The 22562-nt window shown below is 41.1% G+C and carries 22 protein-coding genes; 14 read left to right on the top strand and 8 right to left on the bottom strand.

The features are described from left to right. The first annotated feature begins 201 nt into the window (after positions 1–201). The 4 genes from AC1DYB_RS06750 to AC1DYB_RS06735 all read left to right on the top strand — a co-directional run bounded on the left by AC1DYB_RS06750 (position 202) and on the right by AC1DYB_RS06735 (position 5111). Positions 202–2133 carry a glycoside hydrolase family 127 protein gene (locus AC1DYB_RS06750; RefSeq protein WP_477433485.1) on the top strand — a complete coding sequence of 644 codons (1932 nt, stop codon included), beginning with the start codon at positions 202–204 and terminating at the stop codon, positions 2131–2133. Positions 2134–2732: 599 nt separating this feature from the next. Beyond that, positions 2733–3143: a cupin domain-containing protein gene (locus AC1DYB_RS06745; protein WP_477433484.1), complete on the top strand. Its 411-nt coding sequence runs from the start codon at positions 2733–2735 to the stop codon at positions 3141–3143. 119 nt (positions 3144–3262) lie between these two features. Next, positions 3263–4327 carry a thioredoxin family protein gene (locus tag AC1DYB_RS06740; RefSeq protein WP_477433483.1) on the top strand — a complete coding sequence of 355 codons (1065 nt, stop codon included), beginning with the start codon at positions 3263–3265 and terminating at the stop codon, positions 4325–4327. 91 nt (positions 4328–4418) lie between these two features. Beyond that, complete coding sequence (locus AC1DYB_RS06735; protein ID WP_477433481.1) at positions 4419–5111, top strand: type 1 glutamine amidotransferase domain-containing protein; 693 nt, start codon at positions 4419–4421, stop codon at positions 5109–5111. Positions 5112–5354: 243 nt separating this feature from the next. Here the strand turns inward: AC1DYB_RS06735 and AC1DYB_RS06730 are convergent, their stop codons facing one another. Continuing rightward, entirely contained in the window at positions 5355–6353 is a 999-nt protein-coding gene (locus AC1DYB_RS06730; protein ID WP_477433479.1) for a GlxA family transcriptional regulator, read from the bottom strand. A gap of 166 nt (positions 6354–6519) precedes the next feature. Between AC1DYB_RS06730 and AC1DYB_RS06725 the strand changes: the two genes are divergently transcribed. Together AC1DYB_RS06725 and AC1DYB_RS06720 are read left to right on the top strand one after the other, a co-directional pair. Beyond that, positions 6520–7011, top strand: a complete 492-nt coding sequence (locus AC1DYB_RS06725; RefSeq protein ID WP_477433477.1) for an SRPBCC family protein — start codon at positions 6520–6522, stop codon at positions 7009–7011. Positions 7012–7111: 100 nt separating this feature from the next. Beyond that, the gene (locus tag AC1DYB_RS06720; protein WP_477433475.1) at positions 7112–7588 is read left to right on the top strand and encodes an SRPBCC family protein; all 477 of its coding nucleotides are present in this window, start codon (positions 7112–7114) and stop codon (positions 7586–7588) included. A gap of 51 nt (positions 7589–7639) precedes the next feature. On the opposite strand, the gene rpiA is transcribed toward AC1DYB_RS06720, so the two are convergent. The 3 genes from rpiA to AC1DYB_RS06705 form a co-directional block, all read right to left on the bottom strand. Then, entirely contained in the window at positions 7640–8332 is a 693-nt protein-coding gene (gene rpiA, locus AC1DYB_RS06715) for a ribose 5-phosphate isomerase A (RefSeq protein ID WP_477433473.1), read from the bottom strand. Between the two features lie 107 nt (positions 8333–8439). Next, a complete protein-coding gene (locus AC1DYB_RS06710) occupies positions 8440–9234 on the bottom strand; it encodes an NIPSNAP family protein (protein WP_477433471.1) in 795 nt (264 codons plus the stop codon). A 152-nt stretch (positions 9235–9386) separates the two neighbouring features. Beyond that, positions 9387–9740 carry a winged helix-turn-helix transcriptional regulator gene (locus AC1DYB_RS06705; protein WP_295717956.1) on the bottom strand — a complete coding sequence of 118 codons (354 nt, stop codon included), beginning with the start codon at positions 9738–9740 and terminating at the stop codon, positions 9387–9389. A 160-nt stretch (positions 9741–9900) separates the two neighbouring features. Here AC1DYB_RS06705 and AC1DYB_RS06700 point away from each other — a divergent pair, with 160 nt between their 5' ends. The 6 genes from AC1DYB_RS06700 to AC1DYB_RS06675 all read left to right on the top strand — a co-directional run bounded on the left by AC1DYB_RS06700 (position 9901) and on the right by AC1DYB_RS06675 (position 15449). Beyond that, a complete protein-coding gene (locus tag AC1DYB_RS06700; protein ID WP_477433468.1) occupies positions 9901–10896 on the top strand; it encodes an aldo/keto reductase in 996 nt (331 codons plus the stop codon). Positions 10897–11177: 281 nt separating this feature from the next. Continuing rightward, the gene (locus AC1DYB_RS06695; RefSeq protein ID WP_477391905.1) at positions 11178–11624 is read left to right on the top strand and encodes a VOC family protein; all 447 of its coding nucleotides are present in this window, start codon (positions 11178–11180) and stop codon (positions 11622–11624) included. A 44-nt stretch (positions 11625–11668) separates the two neighbouring features. Beyond that, on the top strand, positions 11669–12460 hold the full coding sequence (locus AC1DYB_RS06690; protein WP_477433466.1) for an NIPSNAP family protein: 792 nt from the start codon (positions 11669–11671) through the stop codon (positions 12458–12460). Positions 12461–12571: 111 nt separating this feature from the next. Continuing rightward, entirely contained in the window at positions 12572–13837 is a 1266-nt protein-coding gene (locus AC1DYB_RS06685; protein WP_477433464.1) for a PQQ-dependent sugar dehydrogenase, read from the top strand. 3 nt (positions 13838–13840) lie between these two features. Continuing rightward, on the top strand, positions 13841–14281 hold the full coding sequence (locus AC1DYB_RS06680) for a c-type cytochrome (RefSeq protein WP_295717944.1): 441 nt from the start codon (positions 13841–13843) through the stop codon (positions 14279–14281). A 124-nt stretch (positions 14282–14405) separates the two neighbouring features. Then, positions 14406–15449, top strand: coding sequence for a DUF4097 family beta strand repeat-containing protein (locus AC1DYB_RS06675; protein WP_477433462.1), 1044 nt, complete (start codon positions 14406–14408; stop codon positions 15447–15449). Positions 15450–15537: 88 nt separating this feature from the next. On the opposite strand, the gene AC1DYB_RS06670 is transcribed toward AC1DYB_RS06675, so the two are convergent. Together AC1DYB_RS06670 and AC1DYB_RS06665 are read right to left on the bottom strand one after the other, a co-directional pair. After that, positions 15538–16719, bottom strand: coding sequence for an MFS transporter (locus AC1DYB_RS06670; protein WP_477433460.1), 1182 nt, complete (start codon positions 16717–16719; stop codon positions 15538–15540). A 102-nt stretch (positions 16720–16821) separates the two neighbouring features. Further along, on the bottom strand, positions 16822–18672 hold the full coding sequence (locus tag AC1DYB_RS06665; protein WP_477433458.1) for a chloride channel protein: 1851 nt from the start codon (positions 18670–18672) through the stop codon (positions 16822–16824). 168 nt (positions 18673–18840) lie between these two features. Between AC1DYB_RS06665 and AC1DYB_RS06660 the strand changes: the two genes are divergently transcribed. Together AC1DYB_RS06660 and AC1DYB_RS06655 are read left to right on the top strand one after the other, a co-directional pair. Continuing rightward, the gene (locus AC1DYB_RS06660) at positions 18841–19074 is read left to right on the top strand and encodes a hypothetical protein (protein ID WP_477433456.1); all 234 of its coding nucleotides are present in this window, start codon (positions 18841–18843) and stop codon (positions 19072–19074) included. A gap of 92 nt (positions 19075–19166) precedes the next feature. Next, on the top strand, positions 19167–19814 hold the full coding sequence (locus AC1DYB_RS06655) for a Crp/Fnr family transcriptional regulator (RefSeq protein ID WP_477433454.1): 648 nt from the start codon (positions 19167–19169) through the stop codon (positions 19812–19814). A gap of 6 nt (positions 19815–19820) precedes the next feature. On the opposite strand, the gene AC1DYB_RS06650 is transcribed toward AC1DYB_RS06655, so the two are convergent. Beyond that, positions 19821–20402, bottom strand: coding sequence for an HPP family protein (locus tag AC1DYB_RS06650; RefSeq protein ID WP_295717931.1), 582 nt, complete (start codon positions 20400–20402; stop codon positions 19821–19823). Between the two features lie 124 nt (positions 20403–20526). Continuing rightward, a complete protein-coding gene (locus AC1DYB_RS06645; RefSeq protein ID WP_477433451.1) occupies positions 20527–22515 on the bottom strand; it encodes a glycoside hydrolase family 97 protein in 1989 nt (662 codons plus the stop codon). Between the last annotated feature and the right edge of the window lie 47 nt (positions 22516–22562).

Genomic DNA, 22562 nt, shown 5'->3' with positions numbered 1-22562 from the left:
GTTTCTCCTGCAGGACAAAAGCGAAGTGCTGACCCTGGAGGAATTAACCCTGTTAATTGCAGATTTATTGTGTCTAAAACATTTACTACTCTGGCAGGCGGTTAAGAATTATAAGTGTGATAATAACAATAATTATTAAACTTTGCTAACTTTGGTATTGGCTAACCAATCCGTAATTCCGCATTACTTAAATACTTTAGTATGATATCCAGGAAAATGACCCGCTTTCTTTTAATAGTTGTGTGTTTTGCTCAACCAATATTGGCATCTGCACAATCTTCGCTCCATGCATTCAAACTGCAGCAGGTTGCTTTATTGCCCGGAGTTTTTAAGGATGCGCAACAAACGGATAAGACTTATATGCTGGCGTTAGACCCCGACCGTTTATTGGCTCCTTACCTTACAGAAGCTGGTTTAACACCCAAAAAGAAAAACTATGGTAACTGGGAAAACACGGGTTTAGATGGCCACATTGGCGGCCATTATTTATCGGCGCTGTCCAATATGTATGCTGCTACCAATGATGCGGAGATAAACAGGCGATTGGATTATATGCTTGTGGAATTAAAACGCTGCCAGGATAAAATAGGAAGTGGCTACCTGGGAGGTACGCCCGGAGGGACAGCGATGTGGAAGGATATTGCCGCCGGTAAAATTGAGGCTGATACCTTTGCGCTAAATAAAAAATGGGTTCCGCTTTATAATATTCATAAGCTTTTTGCAGGCTTACGGGATGCCTATTTAATTGCTGGAAAGCCAATGGCAAAGGAAATACTGGTGCGATTGACAGATTACATTGACGGGGTTTCCCGTGGCTTAACTGATGAACAGATACAAACCATGCTGATTTCAGAACATGGGGGATTAAACGAGGTTTTTGCCGATGTATCCGTTATTACCGGCCAGGATAAGTATTTAATACTGGCCCGGAGGTTTTCTCATAAGGAGATTTTAAACTCCTTGATATTGGGTGAGGACCGATTGAATAACTTACATGCAAACATGCAGATACCCAAAGCTGTGGGCTTTCAAAGAATAGCGGAAGTTGGCGGTGATAAGGATTATGGGAAAGCAGCGCAGTTTTTTTGGGAAACGGTGGTCAATAACCGTACTGTAGTTATTGGCGGCAACAGTGTGAATGAGCATTTTAATCCAACCGGCAATTTCACCAAAATGATCACCGATATTGCAGGCCCTGAAACCTGTAATTCTTATAATATGCTGAAATTGACCCGGCACCTGTTTGAAAATGCGGGAGAGGTAAAATATATGGATTATTATGAGCGGGTATTATATAATCATATTCTATCAAGTCAGCACCCTACACACGGGGGCTTTGTTTACTATACGTCAATGCGACCCCAGCATTACCGTGTTTACTCGCAGCCGCAGGAAACCATGTGGTGTTGTGTAGGCTCGGGCATGGAAAATCATGGTAAATATGGCGAGCTAATTTATAGCTATCAGCAAAAAAATGTTTATGTGAACCTATTTATTGCATCGCGGCTTAACTGGGCAGCACAGGGATTGGTTCTTTCTCAACAAACTAAGTTCCCGGATAATGAAACTACCCGCCTTTTGATTGAGTCCGTAAAACAGGGTTCTTTTAGTATTAAAGTTCGTTACCCTAACTGGGTAGCCGCGGGTAAGCTACAGATAAAAATTAACGGAGCTCGCGTAAATGTTGACGCCCTGCCTGGGTCATATATAAACCTAACCCGCGTGTGGAAAAAAGGCGATGTAATTGACGTACGCCTGCCAATGGGTTTAAGTACAGAAAAATTGCCAGATAGCTCCAACTATGTTGCCTTTTTGCATGGCCCGATTGTATTAGCCGCAAAGACCGATACTACCAACCTGGATAATTTAATTGCCGATGCGGACCAGTTTGGCGGTTACCGTGCCCGGGGTAAAATGTATCCCCTTGATTCGGCGCCTGTGCTAACCAGTAACATATCTGATTTGACAAAGTACCTAAAACCGGTGAAAGGAAAGGATCAAACATTTACGGCTGCAGAATTGATCAGACCGGCAAAATTTAAAAACCTTGAACTTATTCCGTTTTACAAATTACATGATGCCCGCTATATGATCTATTGGCACAAAGGCCAGGTAACGAATGTAGTTAATTGATAAACTTATTTGTTTTAATATGGGCTAATCAAATAGAGAAATCATTCGTCATGTGAACCCATCAGATGATGGAAATACATACCGCTTTACCAGGGAACCTTTTATTAAGATTTAAGGTGTTTCGTTACCTAAACGTAACACCTAGGTCGTGCTTTTTTCGTCTGCTAAACCCAAACTTGATAATCGTTGCTCATGATTATCAAATTACGCCTTCTAATTGTTTTTTTATCGAAATAATGAGGGCCGATTTTCCTAATTTTATGATCTCTAATATTTTAGACATTTCTTTAAACTGCAAGGACCAATTATATAGCCATTTAGAAATGGTCCGCCAAAAATAAAAATGATTCAATCGATCTTATTGAGTCATGCGTCTGATTAAATGTAATGGAGACGACGTATCCCCTTAAATAACGCCGCCGTGCCTAGTATTGTAATTTAAAAACGCAAAGAGATGAAAACTCAAAATGGTTTGAGCTCGGGCTGGATACTACCAATCTTAAATGTCACACGTTAAGGCGTTCCGTAATGCTACGCAGAGGCCCGTTATCGGGGATATATTTTACTGTCCAACATAAACCCATAAAAACATTAGAAAAATGAAAAACAAAAAAAACTTCTTCGCCAGTGCTATTGCATTTGTTGGACTGGCAGTGTTTATCATCCCTGATTCGGCCCTTGCACAACAGTCGGGAATTAAGCGCACCGAGCTCCAGCGCCACGATCTGAGCACCCCCGGGCACGAGGCGGTCCAGGTACGTATTGACTTCGACCCCGGAGCTGCGTTTGGTAAACACACACATCCTGGCGAAGAGATTATCTATGTACTTGAAGGCTCGTTGCAGTATCAGGTGGAGGGCAAGCCGCCAGTAACGCTCAAGGCTGGCGGAGTTTTATTTATCCCGGCTGGAGTGATTCATGCGGCAAAGAACGTTGGCACAGGTAAGGCGAAGGAGCTTGGCACCTATGTAGTGGAAAAAGGAAAGCCACTTGTTACGCTGGTCAAATGATCGCCTGGTGAGGTGATTTTATCATTGCCCGGGGTACGGTCATTGGGTTCATGAATCAAAAAACATACAGGGAGTATTCAACTCCTTTGAAACTAACTATTCACAAATCCCTAAAAAAAATGTCTAAACAATTCACTTATATGCGAACTATGTTTTTGACTGCCTCCACGATATTGTTTGCGGCGATTTTCGTGGCTACGGCGCAAGTACATAAAGGGTCCGCAAAAAAAATGGAGCCATCGCTCGGTGGTGCAACCGGATGGCTCAACGCCCAGCCTTTAACGCTGACAAATCTCCGCGGTAAAGTCGTTCTTATTGATTTCTGGACGTACACCTGCATTAATTGGCGACGCACACTTCCCTATATCCGAGAATGGGCATCAAAGTACAAAGATCAGGGGCTGGTTGTTATTGGGGTTCATACGCCCGAGTTTCCATTTGAAAAAAGATTGGAGAATATAAGCAGGTCCATTAAGGAAATGGATATAGGCTATCCCGTAGCGGTAGATAGCAATTTTGAAATTTGGAATTCTTTCCAAAATGAGTATTGGCCGGCGCTGTATCTGATTGATGCGAAGGGGCGGATCCGGTATCAAAAATTTGGCGAGGGTGATTATCATGAATCTGAATTGCAAATTCAGCACCTATTAAAAGAAGTTTCTGGTAAAACTGTTTCTAACAAAATAGTGGCACTTCAGCCTCAGGGATTTGAAGCCGCCGCCGACTGGCGTAATCTTGAATCGGCCGAAAATTATGTTGGCTATAATCGTACGCATGGTTTTGCATCCCCTGTGGAGTTGGATACAGATAAGCAGGTACTTTATTTTGCACCAAAACAGCTGAAACTTAATCAATGGGGACTTTCGGGAGAGTGGAGCATGAAAAAAGAGAGTCTTTTCTTAAACAAAGCACGGGGCAAGATCATTTATAGTTTTCATGCCCGCGACCTTCACTTAATTATGGGGCCGGCAATGCCAGGAACTGCGATAAAATTTCGTGTGCTCATTGATGGGAACCCTCCCGGTACAGCGCATGGATTGGATGTTGACAGCAGTGGGAATGGGACCGTAACTGAGCAGCGTATGTACCAGCTGATTCGCCAGCAGGGACCTATTATTGACCGGGAATTTCAAATTGAATTTTTAGATCAGGAGGTGGAAGTCTACGATTTCACATTCGGCTAATTCGGCCAAGTATTGGAGAGTAATCTTTACAACAGGTATGTGGGCTACTAAAATTTAATAAATAACATATTAAACTATCAATGTAACAATTATGAAAATCGACAAAATTCTATTCGTCGTCACTTCTCATGATGAGTTGGGCAACACCGGCAAAAAAACAGGTCTGTGGATTGAGGAATTTGCAGCACCTTATTACAAGTTTCATGATCTTGGAAAAGAAATTGTTATCGCATCGCCTAAAGGGGGGCAGGCCCCGATTGATCCCAAGAGCGATCTTCCCGAAAATAAGACGGCAGCCACAAGGAGATACTATAGTGATAAGGAGACACAGGAAAAGCTAAGCAATACAGTATTGTTGAGTACTGTTTCTGCAAGTGACTTTGATGCAATTTTCTATCCGGGAGGACATGGCCCGATGTGGGATCTTCCTGATGATAAGGACTCCATAAAACTCATCGAATCTTTTTATAATAGCGGCAAACCCGTTACGCTGGTTTGCCATGCACCGGTAGCTTTAAAAAATGTAAAGACTCCTGATGGCGAATGGCTCATCAAGGGGAAAAGAGTGTCCGCATTTACCAATACGGAAGAAGAGGCCGTCCAGCTGACAAAGGTGGTGCCTTTCCTTCTAGAAGATATGCTGAAAGAGAGAGGTGCCAATTTTCAAAAAGGAGAAGACTGGTTGCCTTTTGTAACACGCGAAGGTTTACTCATAACAGGGCAAAATCCTGCCTCATCTATTTTGGCAGCCGATACCTTACTTGATTATTCCGAAAGGTTATAAGAAAGAATGATGACTTATAAATAATAATACTTTTACCTTAATGCTTTTGCGTACGCAGCAGTTATTTAACATTCTTTCAGGTCGCAAAAAACACAGTATCAAGGTTAGGATTTGCCTCCTGCCAGCTCCAAAGCCTTTGGTTTAAAACAAAGGCTTTTTTCATTTAAAGCGGAAATACTAATTGTTCATCTGAAAAGCCATTACCCCCAAACCGGAGGTTGGCTATCTATATTTGCGCCAATGTTACGTATATGCATTTATCGTTAATCCCCCTTTCCCATATTTTTTCTGGTATTCCTTTGGGTTTATGGCAACATGTCTTTTAAATATCTTTCTGAAAAACCCAGTGTCATCATAACCGCATTTCATTGCTATTTGCTCAATACTATCATTACTGTTTTCAAGCATTTTTTTTGCCGCTTCTATGCGTACACGCTGCAAATATTCAAGAGGGGTATTACTGGTAACCCCTTCAAAACGGCGAATAAAATTCCGGGGGCTCATGTAGGAATTTCCAGCTAATTTTTCGATAGATATGGTATGCTGATAATTTTTTTCAATAAAAATCTGCGCCTCCATAATCTTTTCATCCGAATGATTTCGTTGAAGCTGAAAAACGGAGAATGTATACTGGGGTTGCTGATGGGTATTAATCATCAGAATTTTTGACACCATCATAGCCTCTTCATGTCCAAAAAACTTTTCAATAAGGTAAATCATAAAAGTTGTAAAAACGAAAGCCCCGCCGCAAGTGTAAATATTACCCAGGTCAACAATAATTTTATCATCCTGTACCTCTACTTCCGGGTGCCTTTGTCTAAACAGATCAGCAAATCTTACATTTGTTGTTGCTTTTTTACCTCTAAGTAATCCGGTTTCTGCAAGTAAAAAAGCCCCTATGCAAATACTGGCTACATCAGCATTTTTTTTGTGCTGTTGGCTTAACCAGTCAACAAGCATACGCTCACGATTTATAACATCATCAATTTTGGCGGAACGCATAGCTGGAATGATCACCAGGTCATATACCTCTTCAACGGCCAGTTGTTCTTCTTTGCCTGTATCTAATGGTTTGCGCCATAACTTTTTTTTATGCTCTCTTACATAGTCAATCCCGATATTGTGTTTTAAAGAGGTATCAGTAAGTAGCGGCCGCAGATAATTTAATGTACTCCATATTTCCGCTGGTCCGGTTACACAAGTAGCCACGGCGTGTTCGTAATTAAGTATTGCTATACGCATAAAATTATTTTGAGGTAAAAGGTGGTCAATAAATACTTATAAAGGTATTACTCACATGGCAATATCAACTAATTTAATTGTCATTTCCGCCACGCCGATATCTCTGCAAATCCGTTTATTTTTGATTTATTAAAAGTTAAACTTTTAAAATTTAAATTCATAAAAAATGAAAACATCAGATTTCACTGCCACAATATTGGTAGACCAAACCCCGGAAGAAGCTTTCGATGCCATCACTAATGTTCGCGGATGGTGGTCGGAAGAAATTGAAGGAGGTACAGACAAACTTAATGATGAATTTATCTATCACTATAAAGATATTCATTACTGTAAAATGAGGTTGATTAAACTGGTTCCGAATCAAAAAGCGGTTTGGCTGGTGCTGGATAATGATTTCAAATTCACTCAGGACAAAAGCGAATGGAAAGACACCAAAATTGTATTTGATGTTACAGAAAAAGGTAATCAAACAGAGGTCAGATTCACTCATGAAGGCTTGGTTCCTCAATATGAATGTTATGAGATCTGCAGAGAAGCATGGACTAATTATATAACCGTCAGTTTACGAGATCTGATCACTTCCGGCAAAGGGCAGCCCAACCCTAAAGAAGATGATGGCTACAATGCAGAGCTGGCTCAAAAATGGAAACTGGAGTAATAATATTGATTAACAGATGATAACAACAGTTTGACAGTTTGGTTACCACAGGGCAGCCCAACGCTAACAGTAAACTATATTAAAACCAAAAAAGATCCACATGAACGATTATCAGAAAAGCATTACAGTAAACAAACCATTAAGGGAAGTCTACGCCGCTATTACCGAACATATTTCGGACTGGTGGAGCGATGACCTGACCGGGGCTGCGATCAGCGCGGGCGACAGTTTTACCATCTCGTTTGGCGAAACCCGAAAAACAATGAATATTGTGGAAGCAATACCCAATAAGCAAGTAGTATGGAAATGTGTTAAAGCTTATATCGACCTGCCGTCTCTGAACAACAAGGCAGAATGGGTAGGTACTAAGCTGATTTGGACATTAAGTGCTGCCGACCAGGGTGCTACCTTAACTTTTTTGCATGAGGGCTTAAATCAAAATTTTGAATGTTACAACGTGTGCGAAGCAGGCTGGGATACGTTTCTGGTGAGTTTACAAACTTACCTGGCAACAGGTAAAGGCATGCCATTTTTGAAAGCTGTAGGCAACGAAGATAAGGAACAAAAAAAGCAATAGGTTTTATGATTTATTTAAAGCCTCCACCCGTGGGTGGAGGATATTTACGCATTATAAATAAACCGGTGTTATGATGCTTACGCCAAGTTTTCCTGCAATTATAGATTTGGTCGCCATTCTATAAAACAGGGAATGATCAACAATTCCGGGGATTAACTTTAGTTGGATGTTCAATTTTTGGGGCTCCATAATAATGGCAAAATGCACATCTGCAAGTAAATTGCCATTTTCTGAGATAACTGCCCCATCCTTTTGAGTACTCATACGCAGTTTTACTTCAACGCCGGGGTATGATAATTTTAATTGATGAAGTACAACCTGTAAAGCCTGGGGTAATATTTCAATTACAACAGGGTAAGTATTATCGAGTTTATCCGCAAACTTTCCCTCATCGCCCATTAAAATAAATTCATCGGCCATTGAAGCCAGTATTTTTTCGGTAGTATGGATACCCCCTCCGCTTTTTAAAGCATTAAGTTCGGTATCAAACTGATCACATCCATCAAAATAGATATCTACATGCTTTAACAGTGAAGGCGATTGTACCCTTAATTTATTTTCCAACAATAAGTTTGTTGTTTTAAAGGAGGATGACGTAAAAATGAGGGAGTCGGCCAGGTCTTTATCCTGGCATATCAAAGCTACTAAGTGCGAAACCGTAGTGCCGGCTCCCAGGCCAATCGTTCGTCCGGCTTGTATAAATCCCATGGCTGCTTTTGCAGCCTCTACTTTGTAATCGGTCATGTTTTAATATATGGCTTGTGAAATTAAACAAGCGCTTGCAATTTTTAAATAATGTAAGTTTTAAAACTATCAATAATGATCGGGTAAAATCAATTGTTGATAATGGTTTAAAAGTCTGAGTAAGTAGCCGGACGAAGAAAAATAATATCAGCATGCGAAACATTGTGCTGGTATTCTGCTTTTTTCACCAGGGCTTTCCATAGTGGGTCATTATTAAATGCATCCCAGTGCTTATCCCTATCTTCTTTACTGTTAAAGGTAGTCATATACATGAGGTTGGGCATGTGGCTGCCAGCAATAACTTCGGCATAAAAAACAGCGTTAAATCCCAGGTTTTTAAAAATGCTGATCTCGTCGCCAGTATTAAACATCTTTACCTTATTAACATTATATTTCTCGGTAGCGCTTTCATAACTGCGCAGTTCATAAACCCGCTCGTTTTTACTGGCTGCAAGTTGGGGCACTGCAGTGCCGGGCATTCCCGGGAAAGCTTCCAAAACTATAGTTTCTATCCGGGTGTAAGGGATATCCTTATAATCCGCGTTGATATAATCTGAGCCATCTGCTAAAAATTTAGCATCCTCTTGTAATTCACGCTCGTTAGCTGAAAGTTTTTCCAGGGAGCTAAAAGGAGTAAAAACATAGATTAGTCTGCTCGTATCCTGCTGCGCAACGGGCTTAAATACGCCAACTGCTTTTACACCTGCCCGGTGCAATGCCGGCATAAGGGCGTTTTGCAAATAATGCTCAATTTTTTCTTCCTGCAACTGTGTTTTATAATGATATATTTTTATTTGGTAATAATTCCTGGTGGGAGACTTTGCAAATGCCGCAGCAGATGCAAAAAGCGAGAGTACAGATAAACAGGAACACAAAGCAAATCGGAACGATTGAGATTTCATAATCAAATTTTTTAGGCAATTAAACGGTTAATAATTATTAAACACTACCTCTGTAGTAAGAGATGTATGCCGGTAAAAGTAAGTTTATTGAATAAAGGAACAAAAAGCAGCGCAGCTAACAAATCAATTAGCTGTTTTGCGGGAGGGGATTGTTAAAAGTGCATTTTAGTTTCCGAAAACTGGCATAAGCCTTCCAGCAATGAACTGAGCTCTGCTCCTTTAGGCGTAAGGGTATACTCGGTTCTTGGAGGATTTGCCGGAATATAGCTTTTATGTATAAGCTCATGTTGTTCCAAAAACTTTAACCTATCGGCAAGAATATGATCGCTGATGTGCTCTAAATCTTCCTTTAAAGTGGTAAAACGCGAGTTGCCCTCCTCTACACTGAAAAGTACCTCGGTCATCCACCTTTTGCTTAATAAATAGATAAGTTCATTTAAGGCACATTTCTCTTCCAGGAATGATTGATTGTGAAAATTGGTTGAACTAAGTTTTCTTCCGGTCATGCTAACTTATTAATGAGGTACTAATTACTTGATAAGATATTGAAATAAAAAATCATTTATTGTTCCTTTGAGTCCCTTGTAACATAATACATTATGTACGGGAATGTAAATGGTTTATTGTACGCAATAAACAAAAAAGGAATTTAATTAAAGAACAACTATGAAATACCGCAAATTAGAAAACACAGACCTATGGCTTTCTGAAGTAACTTTTGGTGCATGGGCGGCCGGGGGATGGATGTGGGGAGGTACCGAACGTCAGGAAGCCATTGATGCCATCAGGGCTTCTTATACGCTTGGTGTTACATCTATTGATACTGCGCCTATTTATGGCCAGGGTGTAAGCGAAGATATTGTTGGCGAGGCGATAAAAGGTTTACCGCGCGATAAGTTTCAGCTATTAACAAAGTATGGCATGCGCTGGGACCTTAAAAGGGGCGATTTTGCTTTTAGCAGTAAAATGAATAATGGAGATGATATTGACATTTATAAATATGCCGGAAAAGAAAGCATCATTAAAGAATGTGAAGACAGCTTAAAAAGATTAGGTACCGATTACATAGATCTGTACCAAATACACTGGCCAGATACAACCACGCCCATTGCTGAAAGCATGGAAGCGGTTGAGCGGTTAATTGAACAGGGAAAAGTACGCTATGCCGGGGTTTGCAATTATAATGCCGCCCAAATGGCCGAAGCTGAAAAATACGTTACACTGGCATCTAACCAGGTTCCGTATAGCATGGTAAAACGTGGTATTGAAGATGAGTTGGTGCCCTACTGCCTTCGCAATCAAAAATCTATTTTAGCGTATAGCCCGTTAGAGCGCGGTTTGCTTACCGGCAAAATAAAACCCGGATATCAGTTTGCCAGCGGCGATCACCGTAAAGATGTGTCTTTTTTTAAAGATGAAAATATAAAAAGGACTGATGATTTCCTGGGCATGATAAAGCCAATTGCTGCAGAAAGGCAAATTAAACTTAGCCAACTGGTTATTTTATGGACCTTACAACAACCCGGAATTACCATTGCCCTGGTAGGGGCCAGAAATAGTGAGCAGGCTATTGAAAATGCCCGCGCACTTGATATCGAACTGACAGAGGACGAACTGGCCATAATTTCCGGATATCTTAACCAACTGGAGCTGGTATCTTAATGATATAACTTAACAACTTAATTACCTATGAATGCAGGGATGCTGGTGTAAAATCCAGCGTCTCTTTTTTTACAGATTTACCCGTGCCATTTTGAAATGCTTTTTAGGCAGCTAATTTATTTATTAGTTAACCGCATTTTTTTTCTGATAAAGAATTTGCCTAAGTTTACTTTATGTACTAAATGTTTAATAGAATGTTAAACAGGCGGAGCCATAATGTTTAACACCCGTTTATAAAATGGTCCAAAATTCAGTTCCATATCTATAACAAGTCAATAATCATGATAAAGAGAATAACTTTTTTAACGCTATTATTAATAGCAGGTGTAAATGTATTTGGCCAAACCGGGCCGCGGGCAAATCACGTTGCTCTTTATGTAAAGGATTTAAGTAAAAGTGAGGTGTTTTACAGGGATGTTATGCAACTTAAAGTAATACCCGAACCATTTCATGATGGTAAACATGTATGGTTCAGAACAGGCGAGCATAGCCAGTTGCACATTATACAAGGAGCCGCTGCCGTTACCGATCATGATATAAATAGTCATTTTGCATATGCTGTAACTAATATTCCAAATTTTGCAAAGCACCTCGATCAAATGAAAATCAAGTATGGAAATTGGAAAGGCGATTCACAATCTCCGCAAATAAGACCCGACGGTATAAAGCAGATCTATCTGCAGGATCCTGATAATTATTGGATAGAAGTTAATGATGATAAATTTTAATTGTTTAGCTTGTGTCGATTTCAACCTGATAAACAATTGAATTTATGAAAAGACGCTCATTTTTAGCAACAACAATAATTACAACTTCTGGTGCCATGCTCCCATCAATTGCCATGTCGGCCGACAGCTTAAAGAAAAACAGTTCGGAGTTTTATGAACTAAGGACTTATAATTTGAGTAGCGAACGACAGCAGAAACTGGTAGAAGACTATTTTGAAAAAGCGGCAATTCCGGCATTGAACAGGATTGGTGTAACCAATGTTGGTGTTTTTAAAGAGCTTAAACCGGCAGGACAAACCAAAATATATGCACTTATTCCGTACAGTTCAATAGACTCGTTTATCGCAATAAATCAAAAACTTGAAACTGATAAAGCGTACATGGATGCAGGCGCTGCTTATTTAAATGCGCCGGCTACCGAACCTGCTTATGACAGGATAGAAAGCTCGCTGTTAACGGCATTTGCCCACATGCCAAAAATGAATGTGCCTGCAAAAAAAGAACGCCTGTTTGAACTGCGCCGTTATGAACATGCTACGGAAAGCGCCGGTAAAAAAAAGCTGGAAATGTTTAATGATGCCGGGGAGATAGATATTTTTAAACGCCTGGGTTTTAACCCGGTATTTTTTGGCGAAACTATCATTGGTGATCACAGGCCCAACCTTATTTATATGGTTACGTTTGATGATATGGCAGCCCATGACCGTAACTGGAAAGCTTTTGGCGGCGATGCTGAATGGAAAAAAATCAGTTCGATACCTGATTATGCAGATGCAAAGCTGGTATCACATATTACATCTACATTTTTAAGTCCTTTAAATTGCTCACAAATTTGAGTCATTGTGGCTTTAAATTGCGTTGTATTACACTAATTGATTTATTAGTTAATGCATGCTTTTTACTGATGAAGCTAAAAGTTATTTTTACCCTTGAAAATTCAACCTGTCATGAAAAGAAAAACAACTATTGCCTTTTGCCTTAGCGTTATTGTAGCGGTGGGGCTGCAATCGTTCAAAATTGAAAAGAAAGGCACCGTAAAACATAAAGGTGATTTAGTGAATGGAGGTTTAACACTTCCGGATAACTTTAGCGCCAGTATCATTGCCGATAATTTGGGCAGCGCAAGGCATCTTGTTGCAACTCCACAAGGGGATATTTATGTACATCTTGATAGACCCAAAGATGGGAAGGGTATAGTTGTGCTACACGATAATGGCGATAAGGCTGCTATAAAAACAAGCTTCGGCGCATTTGGCGGAACCGGCATCCGCATTAAGAACGGGTATTTATATGCATCATCTGATAGGGATGTTTACCGTTTTAAACTAAACAGTAACAACGAGGTTATAGATCCCGAACATCCTGAAAAAGTGGTTGGTAACCTGGTTACCAAAAGAGGGCACAGGCCCAAGGCAATTGCATTGGATGATAATGGAAATTTATATGTGAACATAGGCGCATATTCAAACATTTGCAGTGAGTTTGACCCGGAGAAAAAGGGCTGCCCCATTTTAGATTCGGCCGGAGGGATCTGGAGGTTTAAAACCGACAAATTAAACCAAAAACAAAGTGACGGCGTGCGTTTCGCGACCGGCTTACGTAATGTTGTAGGGCTGGACTGGAACCAGGAGAATAATCAGCTTTTTGTAATGCAACATGGCCGAGATGCATTGCATGATCTTTTCCCTAAATATTATACCGTTCAACAATCGGCTCTTTTGCCTGCCGAATGTATGTATGCGCTAAAAGAAGGTGATAATGCCGGATGGCCATACCTTTATTATGACGATGTAAAGCATAAAAAAATGATGGGCCCCGAGTACGGCGGCGATGGCGAAAAAGAGGCGGATGCTAAATACTTAGATCCCGTAGCAGCTTACCCTGGCCACCTTGCGCCTGATGGATTGTTGTTTTATACAGGCAACCAGTTCCCAGAAAAATACAAAAATGGCGCTTTTATCGCATTCCACGGATCATGGAATAGGGCACCGGAGCCTCAAGCTGGATATTTTGTTGTTTTTCAGCCATTTAAAAATGGTAAGCCCGATGGTAAATGGGAAGTTTTTGCTGATGGTTTTGCAGGTACACCTGAACAGGCTGCCGCCGGCAGAGCAGAACACCGCCCATGCGGCCTGGCTCAAGGCGCCGACGGATCATTATATGTAAGCGACGATTCAAGAGGAACAATTTATAAAATCACCTATAAAAAATAATTAATGAAGATCAAAGTAGTTGGCATATTATTGGCATTAATACCCCTATCCATAAACTGTTCGCTGGCACAGGTAAAAAAAGCACAGCATCGCCCGGTTTCGGGAACATCTGTTTTGCGCGGTAAAATTGTTTATACAAGTGTTTGCCTGCCCTGCCACATGGCCGACGGTGGCGGGGTGCAAAACTTAAATCCGCCCTTGGTTAAAACATCCTACGTACTTGGGGATAAAACCACCTTGATAAAAATTGTATTGAACGGGTTTAATGAAGATGTGGAAATAAACGGGAATACCTATTCAAATGCGATGACGCCTCATGATGATTTAAAAGATCAACAAATTGCCGATGTGCTTACTTATGTAAGGAGTAGTTTTGGTAATAAGGCGAGCGCTGTAAAGGCGACCGAAGTAGCAAAAGTACGGGCCACAAATAAAAAGGCATAAGGAATAAGGATACCTGGATTTGAACTAAGAAGCTTTCTGTCCGGTTATATCACAAATAAAATTGGCTGTCTCTGCAACGAATTGGATTATGTATATGTCTTATATACAAACCAATTCAATGCATATGAAAAAGTATCTTTTATTATTTTTCCTTGCCGGCCAAACTGTTGCTGCTTTAGCACAGGATAGTGAAGGCAAAACACCATATCTTACCAAATCATTGGCAAATGATGCTATCAATAGTGTAGTTGTAAACACATCTGCAGGTGGTATATCTGTAAGTGGCCGAAGCGGTGAAACACCAAGAGTAGAGGTTTACATCAGGGGGAATAACGGGCGTGAGCTTTCAAAGGAAGAGGTTAAAAAACGCTTGGATGAAGATTACGATCTGAGTATTGCTGTTACCGGCCATGAGGTACGGGCTATCGCAAAAAACAAACACGAAAATTTTAACTGGAAACGGTCGATCAGTATTTCGTTTAAAATATATGTGCCGGCGCAAACAGCTACAGATCTGAAAACCAGCGGCGGCGGTATCATGTTAGATAACCTAAAGGGGAATGAAAAGTTTACTACCAGTGGCGGCGGTTTACAAGTTGATAAGCTTTTCGGCACCATTCGCGGTAATACATCGGGTGGAGGCATAATTGTATCCAACTCTGGCGATGACATCAACCTGCAGACCAGCGGTGGCGGCATTATTGCAAAAAACTGTACCGGCAAAATAAAACTTGAAACCAGCGGTGGCGGGTTGCGCCTGGAAAATTTAAAAGGAACCATTAATGCGCAAACCAGTGGTGGCGGGGTTGAAGGCAATAATATAGAAGGCGAATTGATCACCAGTACATCTGGCGGAGGTATTGATCTTAAACAGATGAACTGTAGCCTGAGTGCATCCACCAGCGCGGGTAGCCTGCATGCACAAATTAATAAGGTAGGTAAATACCTGAAACTGGATGTAAGCTCGGGCAATATCGATCTGGAGTTGCCGCTTAAACAAGGACTTGATCTGGATATCCGGGCTGATGCCATCAACCAGCATCCCTCAAAAATAAGTGGCTTTAGTGGTCAATGGGATAAAGATCACATAAAGGGAAGCGTAAATGGCGGTGGCATACCGGTAACCGCAGACGCATCCAGCGGAAACATTAATTTGAGATTTAATTAAGCCAACAAATTAAAGTAACAAAAATGGAAGCCTGGGTCAAATGACCTGGGCTTCCATTTTTTGTTGTAATTGGATCCATAATTTAGTTTTATATTGGATTGCTCTGCCCGGCACTTTTCCTTGGCATCAATGCAAGCAGTCCCAGTATTGGTCCTATTGCCAATAGCATATAAATGTACCGGGCATTTGCTTCATTCAATAAAGCCGTAATTAATTGAATGCTGATAATGGTGATAGAAAAACCTATACAATTTACAATAGTTAGCGAAGTACCTTTTGATTCCTGCGGCGCATTAAGGGCAATTAATGTTGAAAACATAGGCGAATCGGCTATAACAGCCATACTCCAGATAAATAAAAATACGATCAATATAATTGCCGATTTGGTAAGCAACAACAAGGGAGAGATCAAACAACAGGTACATGATAAAAACAACGCGACGGTTGCCGTTTTCTTTACCCCGAAGTATTGCGATAAAATTCCGCTAAAAGCGCAGGATACAGATCCGGCTGCAATGATCAGGAATGATAAAAACGGAATATTAAAATCTGCTAAAGGGTAATGGCTTTTATAGGTAGTTAATATTATCGGTACAAACATCCAAAAGGCATACAGCTCCCACATATGCCCAAAATAACCAAAAGCAGCAGCCCTGAATTTTCTGTTACCAAATCCTTTCAAAAAAACACTCGGTTTTAATTTTTGACAGGGGCTACGATATGGGCCGTCGGGTACCAGCAAAAGCATAGCCAGCCCCCCAATTGCGGATAGCAATGAGGTTGAAAATATGACATATTTATAGGGTAAAGTTGCTGTTATGCTTTTTAGCAAATGCGGAAATGCTGTGCCGATAACTAAAGCACCTACTAAAAACCCTAAGGATTTTCCGAGCCCCTGTTGATAATGATCTGAAGCGATTTTCATCCCAACAGGATAAATGCCTGCCAGGAAAAAACCGGTCATAAACCTAAAGGTTAATAACATGGCTGGTGTTAAGCCTGTTGCGCATATCCCTAAATTGATGACCGCCGCTATGATGGCGCAGGCAAAGAAAACCTTAGAAGATGAAAAACGATCAGATATGCTTAGAACCGCGAACAATAATGTTCCAATAATAAATCCTGATTGTACAGCGCTTGTTACATGGGCTAAATAAGCTGGCTCAAGTTGTAATTGTTTAGCAATATCGCCCATGATGGCATTGCCTGCAAACCACAACGATGTGCAAAAAAACTGCGATATTACAATTACAGGAAGTATTCTCTTCATTTATATATGCTCAGGACTGCGGAAATAACCTGTGCAATATAACAGATAATATTATTAGGACAGAAGAACGAATAACGCTTAAACATTTAATTAAAGGGCACGTTAATTTTCGATGTTCAATATTTTGCGCCCTTTGATCAGGATCTTTAATCGTTGTCGTTTTAGGGAGATAGATAACCCGGTTTTATCCCCGTCATGAATATGCGAACCATATGCAGCAATTATCTCCTTATAAGATAAAGTGCCGGTGATCTTATGATCTGCCGATATAACAGGTACAAGGTCTACTTTATGTTTTGCCATTAATTCTACCGCATGCCGTAACGTTGTTTCGCTGTTTATAACCAGTTCGGGCGAATTTATAATGTTACCGATGGTTAATTTATTGCCCTGTTCGTTGTTATAGATATCTGCCAGTTTAACGGTTCCCATAAAAGTTCCTTGGCTATCTACAACAATAAAATCGTTGACGCCTGGCTTATTGGTCAATAGCCGTTCTTTTACCTCCCTGATCAAGTTTTCGGCACTTAATATAATGGCATCCTTGTTCATTACTTCTGCAAGAGAAAGTTTACTAAGCACATCCGGCTCAAATGAAACAGGGGTAGCTACTCCTCTGCGGGCTATTTTTTCGGTCATGATGGTATTTTCCATTAAAAAGAACGATACCAGGTAGGATGCTGTGCAAGCGCCAAGCAATGGAAGTAAGGCGTTTGATTGCATGGTTGATTCCAGGGCAAAAGTGATGCTGGTTAAATAAGCTCTTGATGCCCCGGCAAACATAGACGACATGCCCAGCAACGCTGCCATAGGGATGGTGATGCCTGCGTTAGGGAAAAACATTAAAATAACAGCGGCTAATATAGCCCCCGTTGCTCCGCCTATAGTTAACAAGGGAGCCAGTGTTCCGCCAGATGTTCCACTGCCCAAGGCAATGGCCCATGAAAGAAACTTAAAAAAGCACAGCCGGATTATCAGTACAAGCGAGAGCGTTCCTGATAAAATGCTGATAATATTATCATAGCCTACACCTAATGTATGTGGTGCGAAATAGCCAATCAAACCTACGGCTAAACCGCCTATAGCGGGCCACCACATCCAGTGTATGGGCAATTTTTCAAACCAATCTTCTATCAAATAAACAATTTTGGTTACCCCCAGTGATAAAAAACCAATCACCAAACCAATGCCACTGTAAATAGCCAATGCGCCATTTGTGGGTGCAGTCAAATTGGGCATAGGGAAAACCGGGCCGGATTCAAATAGGAAATGATGCCCCGCGGCACCTGTTATACAAGCCAACGCGACTGGTAAAATCGCTTTTGGCGAAAACTCAAACAGCAACAACTCAATGGCCAGTAACACTGCCGCTATAGGTGTACCAAATATTGCCGACATACCCGCTGTTGCGCCTGCTGCCAGTATAACTTTACGTTCGTTAGCGGTGATTTTTAGTAACTGGCCCAGGGTAGAACCCAGCGCGCCACCTGTTGCAATTATAGGTCCTTCAGCGCCAAAGGGGCCACCAGTACCAATGGCTATTGCCGACGATATAGGCTTTAAAAAAGTGATAGAAGGCTTTATTTTACTTTGATTTACCAGTATTTGCTCCATGGCCTCGGGTATACCATGCCCCCTGATGGCTTTTGAACCATATAGTGCCATTATACCTACTGCGATGCCCCCTATTGCGGGTACTAAAATAACCCATAACCCTAAATGATTTGCAGCCGGGCTATGAAAATGAATATCCAGTAATCCGTAAAATGAAATATTGGTTACTATGTTGATGAGGAAAACTAATCCTTTGGCTATGATACTTATGGCCATAGCCACAATAACCGATAAGATGGATATATAAAAAAGCCTTTTTTTGGCGGCGTGACTTATGGATACTTTACTGATGTAATTTAAGGAGGGAGAGATTGGGATACCTGTTTCTTTTTGTTTCATGACCAACACCTGGAATGATAGTAGCTTTTGTAATTAATTGCTATTTTATTGCAAAGGTAATAAAAAAATGATTTTTTAAATTTATTTTTTCAAATTTATATTGCATGTGCAATATTTTATTGCAAGATTTGGGCCTTTATTCATTAAAAATATGACGAGGGTAGCATCATGAGGAAATTCAGTTTTGTATTAATGGCTGTAGGAGTTATTATCATTATTATAGGTTTTTTAACCTTTACCAATTTAAATACCGTTAACGCCGTTGACTCCCACAGGTGGACAATTTATATTAATGGGATAAGATCGTTCCCATGGCCGGTATTTGCAGGATCGGTAATTGTGATATTGGGAGCTATTTTTAACATGGCTACATGGGAGCAACCAAAAGGCCGTTACTTTTAATAATTTAGCATACTTAATTACACCCCGACAACAGGCATTCATAAATGGCGAAAAGTAAAAACATCTGTGATTTAAAAAGCTGCTTTTTATGCATGCATTGTTTAAGTGATTGGAGCCCCGTTATTGCGGCCCGCAGGGAAAACCATGTGGTAAAAAAAGGGGAGGTGATCTTTAAGGAAGGCGACCCTGTTACGGGAATCTACTTTGTTTATGAGGGCAAAATAAAGGTTCATAAAAAGTGGGATGCCGAAAAGGAGCTGATATTACGTTTTGCACAAAAAGGCGATATAGTTGGTCATCTTGGGCTGGGCGATACCGGTTTTTACCCGGTATCGGCAACGGCTATCGAGGCTGGGATGATCTGTTATATTGGTATGGATTTCCTGGAATCTACCCTGAACGTTAACAATAACTTTGTGATAAAACTCATGCGATTTTTTGCCAATGAGCTGCAGGAGTCAGAAAAGAGAATGCGGAATTTAGCCCACATGCCGGTTAAAGGCCGTGTTGCACAGGCACTGATATCACTGAAAAATAAATTTGGTTTAAATGGGGAAGGTTTTTTAAATATCGACCTCAGCAGGCAGGACCTGGCTGCTTTTACAGGCGCCGCGTATGAATCACTATTCCGTACCATTAACGACCTGATTGAAGAAAAAATCATAGAAGTTGCCGGGAAAAGCATCCTCATAAAAAACGAAAATATGTTGATTAAGCTTACCGAGGAAACAAGCATTTAGTTTCAACTATCGCTGGTACCTGCGCCATACCTTATACCATTTTTTATTATTTGGATATTTACGGTGGCTTGTCATGTTGTTAACAAGCAGGGCAACAAGTAATAATACTATCGCGCCAGATAATACCGGACTTAATACATACAGGTATCCTAAAGCCTGAATTTTAGCCGAACCAATATTGGCAATCAAAGCCGTAGCCCCGCCCGGGGGATGCAATGTTTTGGTGATCTGCATTAATACGATTGAAACAGACACCGCCAGGGCCGATGACAGCCATATTTCATGTGGAATGAGCTTATGCATGGTAACACCAACAAGCGCGCATATCACGTGCCCGCCAATTAAATTACGCGGTTGCGCCAGCGGGCTATTAATAATGCCATAAATTAATACCGACGATGCTCCAAATGAACCGATGAGGAATAAATTATCTGCAGCGCTAAAATAAAAACTGCTAAAAAAGCCTATAATTCCTATTCCTAAAAACGAACCGATAAAAGTCCACAGATGTTCTTTATAATCAACAAGCGTTTCTTTATAAACAATGAAACGGGCAGTCCTCACATGCCGATGTATTCTCCTAATCATAATTTATAGATTGGCGCAAAATAAGCACTTTAATTATAAACTATAAAACATCTTTTAAACTACGGTAGTCGTTAAGTGCTTAATCTAAGTTTTAATCGCATTGAATATTAGTTACTTATGTATTTTAATTTACTTTCTCAAACCTCGCTGCCCAGCCACCGCCAGGTGCCAGCTTAACCGGTAATTTATCTTTCGATGTAACGTTCACCACTGTTCGTTTATAGTCGGTGGCATCCTTATCGGCATTAACGCCATCTTCAAATATGGTTGCCTTATAGTCGCCATCACCTAAAAACGCGAGGTCAATACTCAGTTCCCTCGCATCCCAGTTGCTCATGGCGCCTGTATACCAGGTAGTGCCTTTGCGGCGGGCAATGGCTACAAATTCGCCAACTTTACCATCAAGGGCTACGGTTTCATTAAATGTGGTAGGTACTGAGGTTATAAAATCGGTACTTTCCTGCTCTTTGGTGTATATGGTAGGGTTATCGGCCAGCATTTGCAGTGGCGCTTCAAATATGGTATACATAGCCAATTGGTGGCAGCGTGTACCCTGGCTCATGGGATTGCCATTAACCGGGCGGAAATTAGCTTTACTTGAGTTTCTCATAGCACCGGGCGTATAATCCATAGGGCCGGATAGCATGCGGATAAAGGGGATGCTTACATCATAGCCGGGATGGTTGGTTACGCCCCATTTTACATTCTCCAGGCCTTTTACCCCCTCAAAATTGATGATGTTTGGAAATGTTCGCTGGATGCCGCTGGGTTTGTACATGCCATGATAATCAACCATCAGATGGTGGTCGGCAGCTTTTTGTGCTATTTCATATAGTGATGAAACCATTTTCTGATCGTCGCGGTCAATAAAATCTATCTTGAACCCCTTCACTCCCATTTGCGAAAATTTGGCAAAGGCTGCATCCGTTTGGCGGGTAAGGGCATACCAGCTGGTCCACAAAATAAGGCCAACATTCTTTTGTTTAGCGTAATCTAACAGTTCCTGCAGGTTGATCTCCGGCGAAATCTGGTTAAGATCCACAATGTTCGACCATCCTTCGTCCAACACTACATATTCTATTTTATTGGCTGATGCAAAATCAATATAGTATTTATAGGTTGGGTTATTGATGCCGGCCTTAAAATCCACATGAGTAATATTCCAATCGTTCCACCAGTCCCAGGCTACTTTGCCCGGTTTAATCCATGATAAATCCGCTACGCGTGAGGGTGATGCGAGTTTTTGCACCATGTCGCTATTGGCCAGTTGCCTGTCTTCGGTGCTGATGATCACTACACGCCATGGGAAATTGCGGCTGCCGGTAGTTTTGGCAATATAATCTGCACGACCATTAACCACATAGTTCATATTGGCGTAGCCCCCGGTTTGCTCCACTGTAGGGTATTTAGCAAATGCACCTTTTAGGCTTTTGCCATTTACACCATCACTGGTTAAATACATGCCTGGGTAGTTTTCCAGGTCGGCCTCCAAAATTGCAGCTTTGCGGGGGCTGCCGACATCAACCAAAATTGGTAAAAAGGCCAATGTGTCTTTCTTTACTGCGGATATATTGATGTTATCATACAGGGCCTCGAAGGAGGTGGTCCATTTATCTTTGTTCCTGAAATCGTTTACAAAGGGCAGGTAGGCTTTGTCATCATCCTTAAAGTTAAAGTTGGCTTCCTCGTTAACTATGGTGATATCTCCCTTTTTTTGGGTGATAAAGCGGTAAGCTACGCCATCGTTATAAGCCCGGAACACCACGCTGTAATCGCCTTTAAAACTGAGGGTAACCTGGTTGTATTGATCGTGTACTTTGTCTTTTTTGTAGATGGGGGTATTAAAATACTGATTTACAGATGAAGTCTTTGCCGATTTTACTACCGTGCTTTTACCCAATATGTCACCACCAGCCAAAGTCATTGATATGGTTGAGGGTGTGATAACCTCCGCATCCTGATGCTTTACCCACCAGCTGATAGTAGTGCCGGTGGTGATGCCCAGGTCAATTTTTCCGTCAGGTGATTTTACATGATAGTTTTTGGCCGATTGTGCTAATAATAGCGAAGCAGGAAAACACAGGCAAAGCGAGAGTAAAAACTTAATCTTCATCAGGAAAGGTGTTATGGTTTAAAACAGCGTGGTTTATTCTATCCGAA

The organism is Mucilaginibacter sp. P2_A4 (assembly GCF_056405015.1).
Note: the sequence above shows the minus strand (reverse complement) of the source record. Positions and strands in the feature narration are given on the sequence as shown.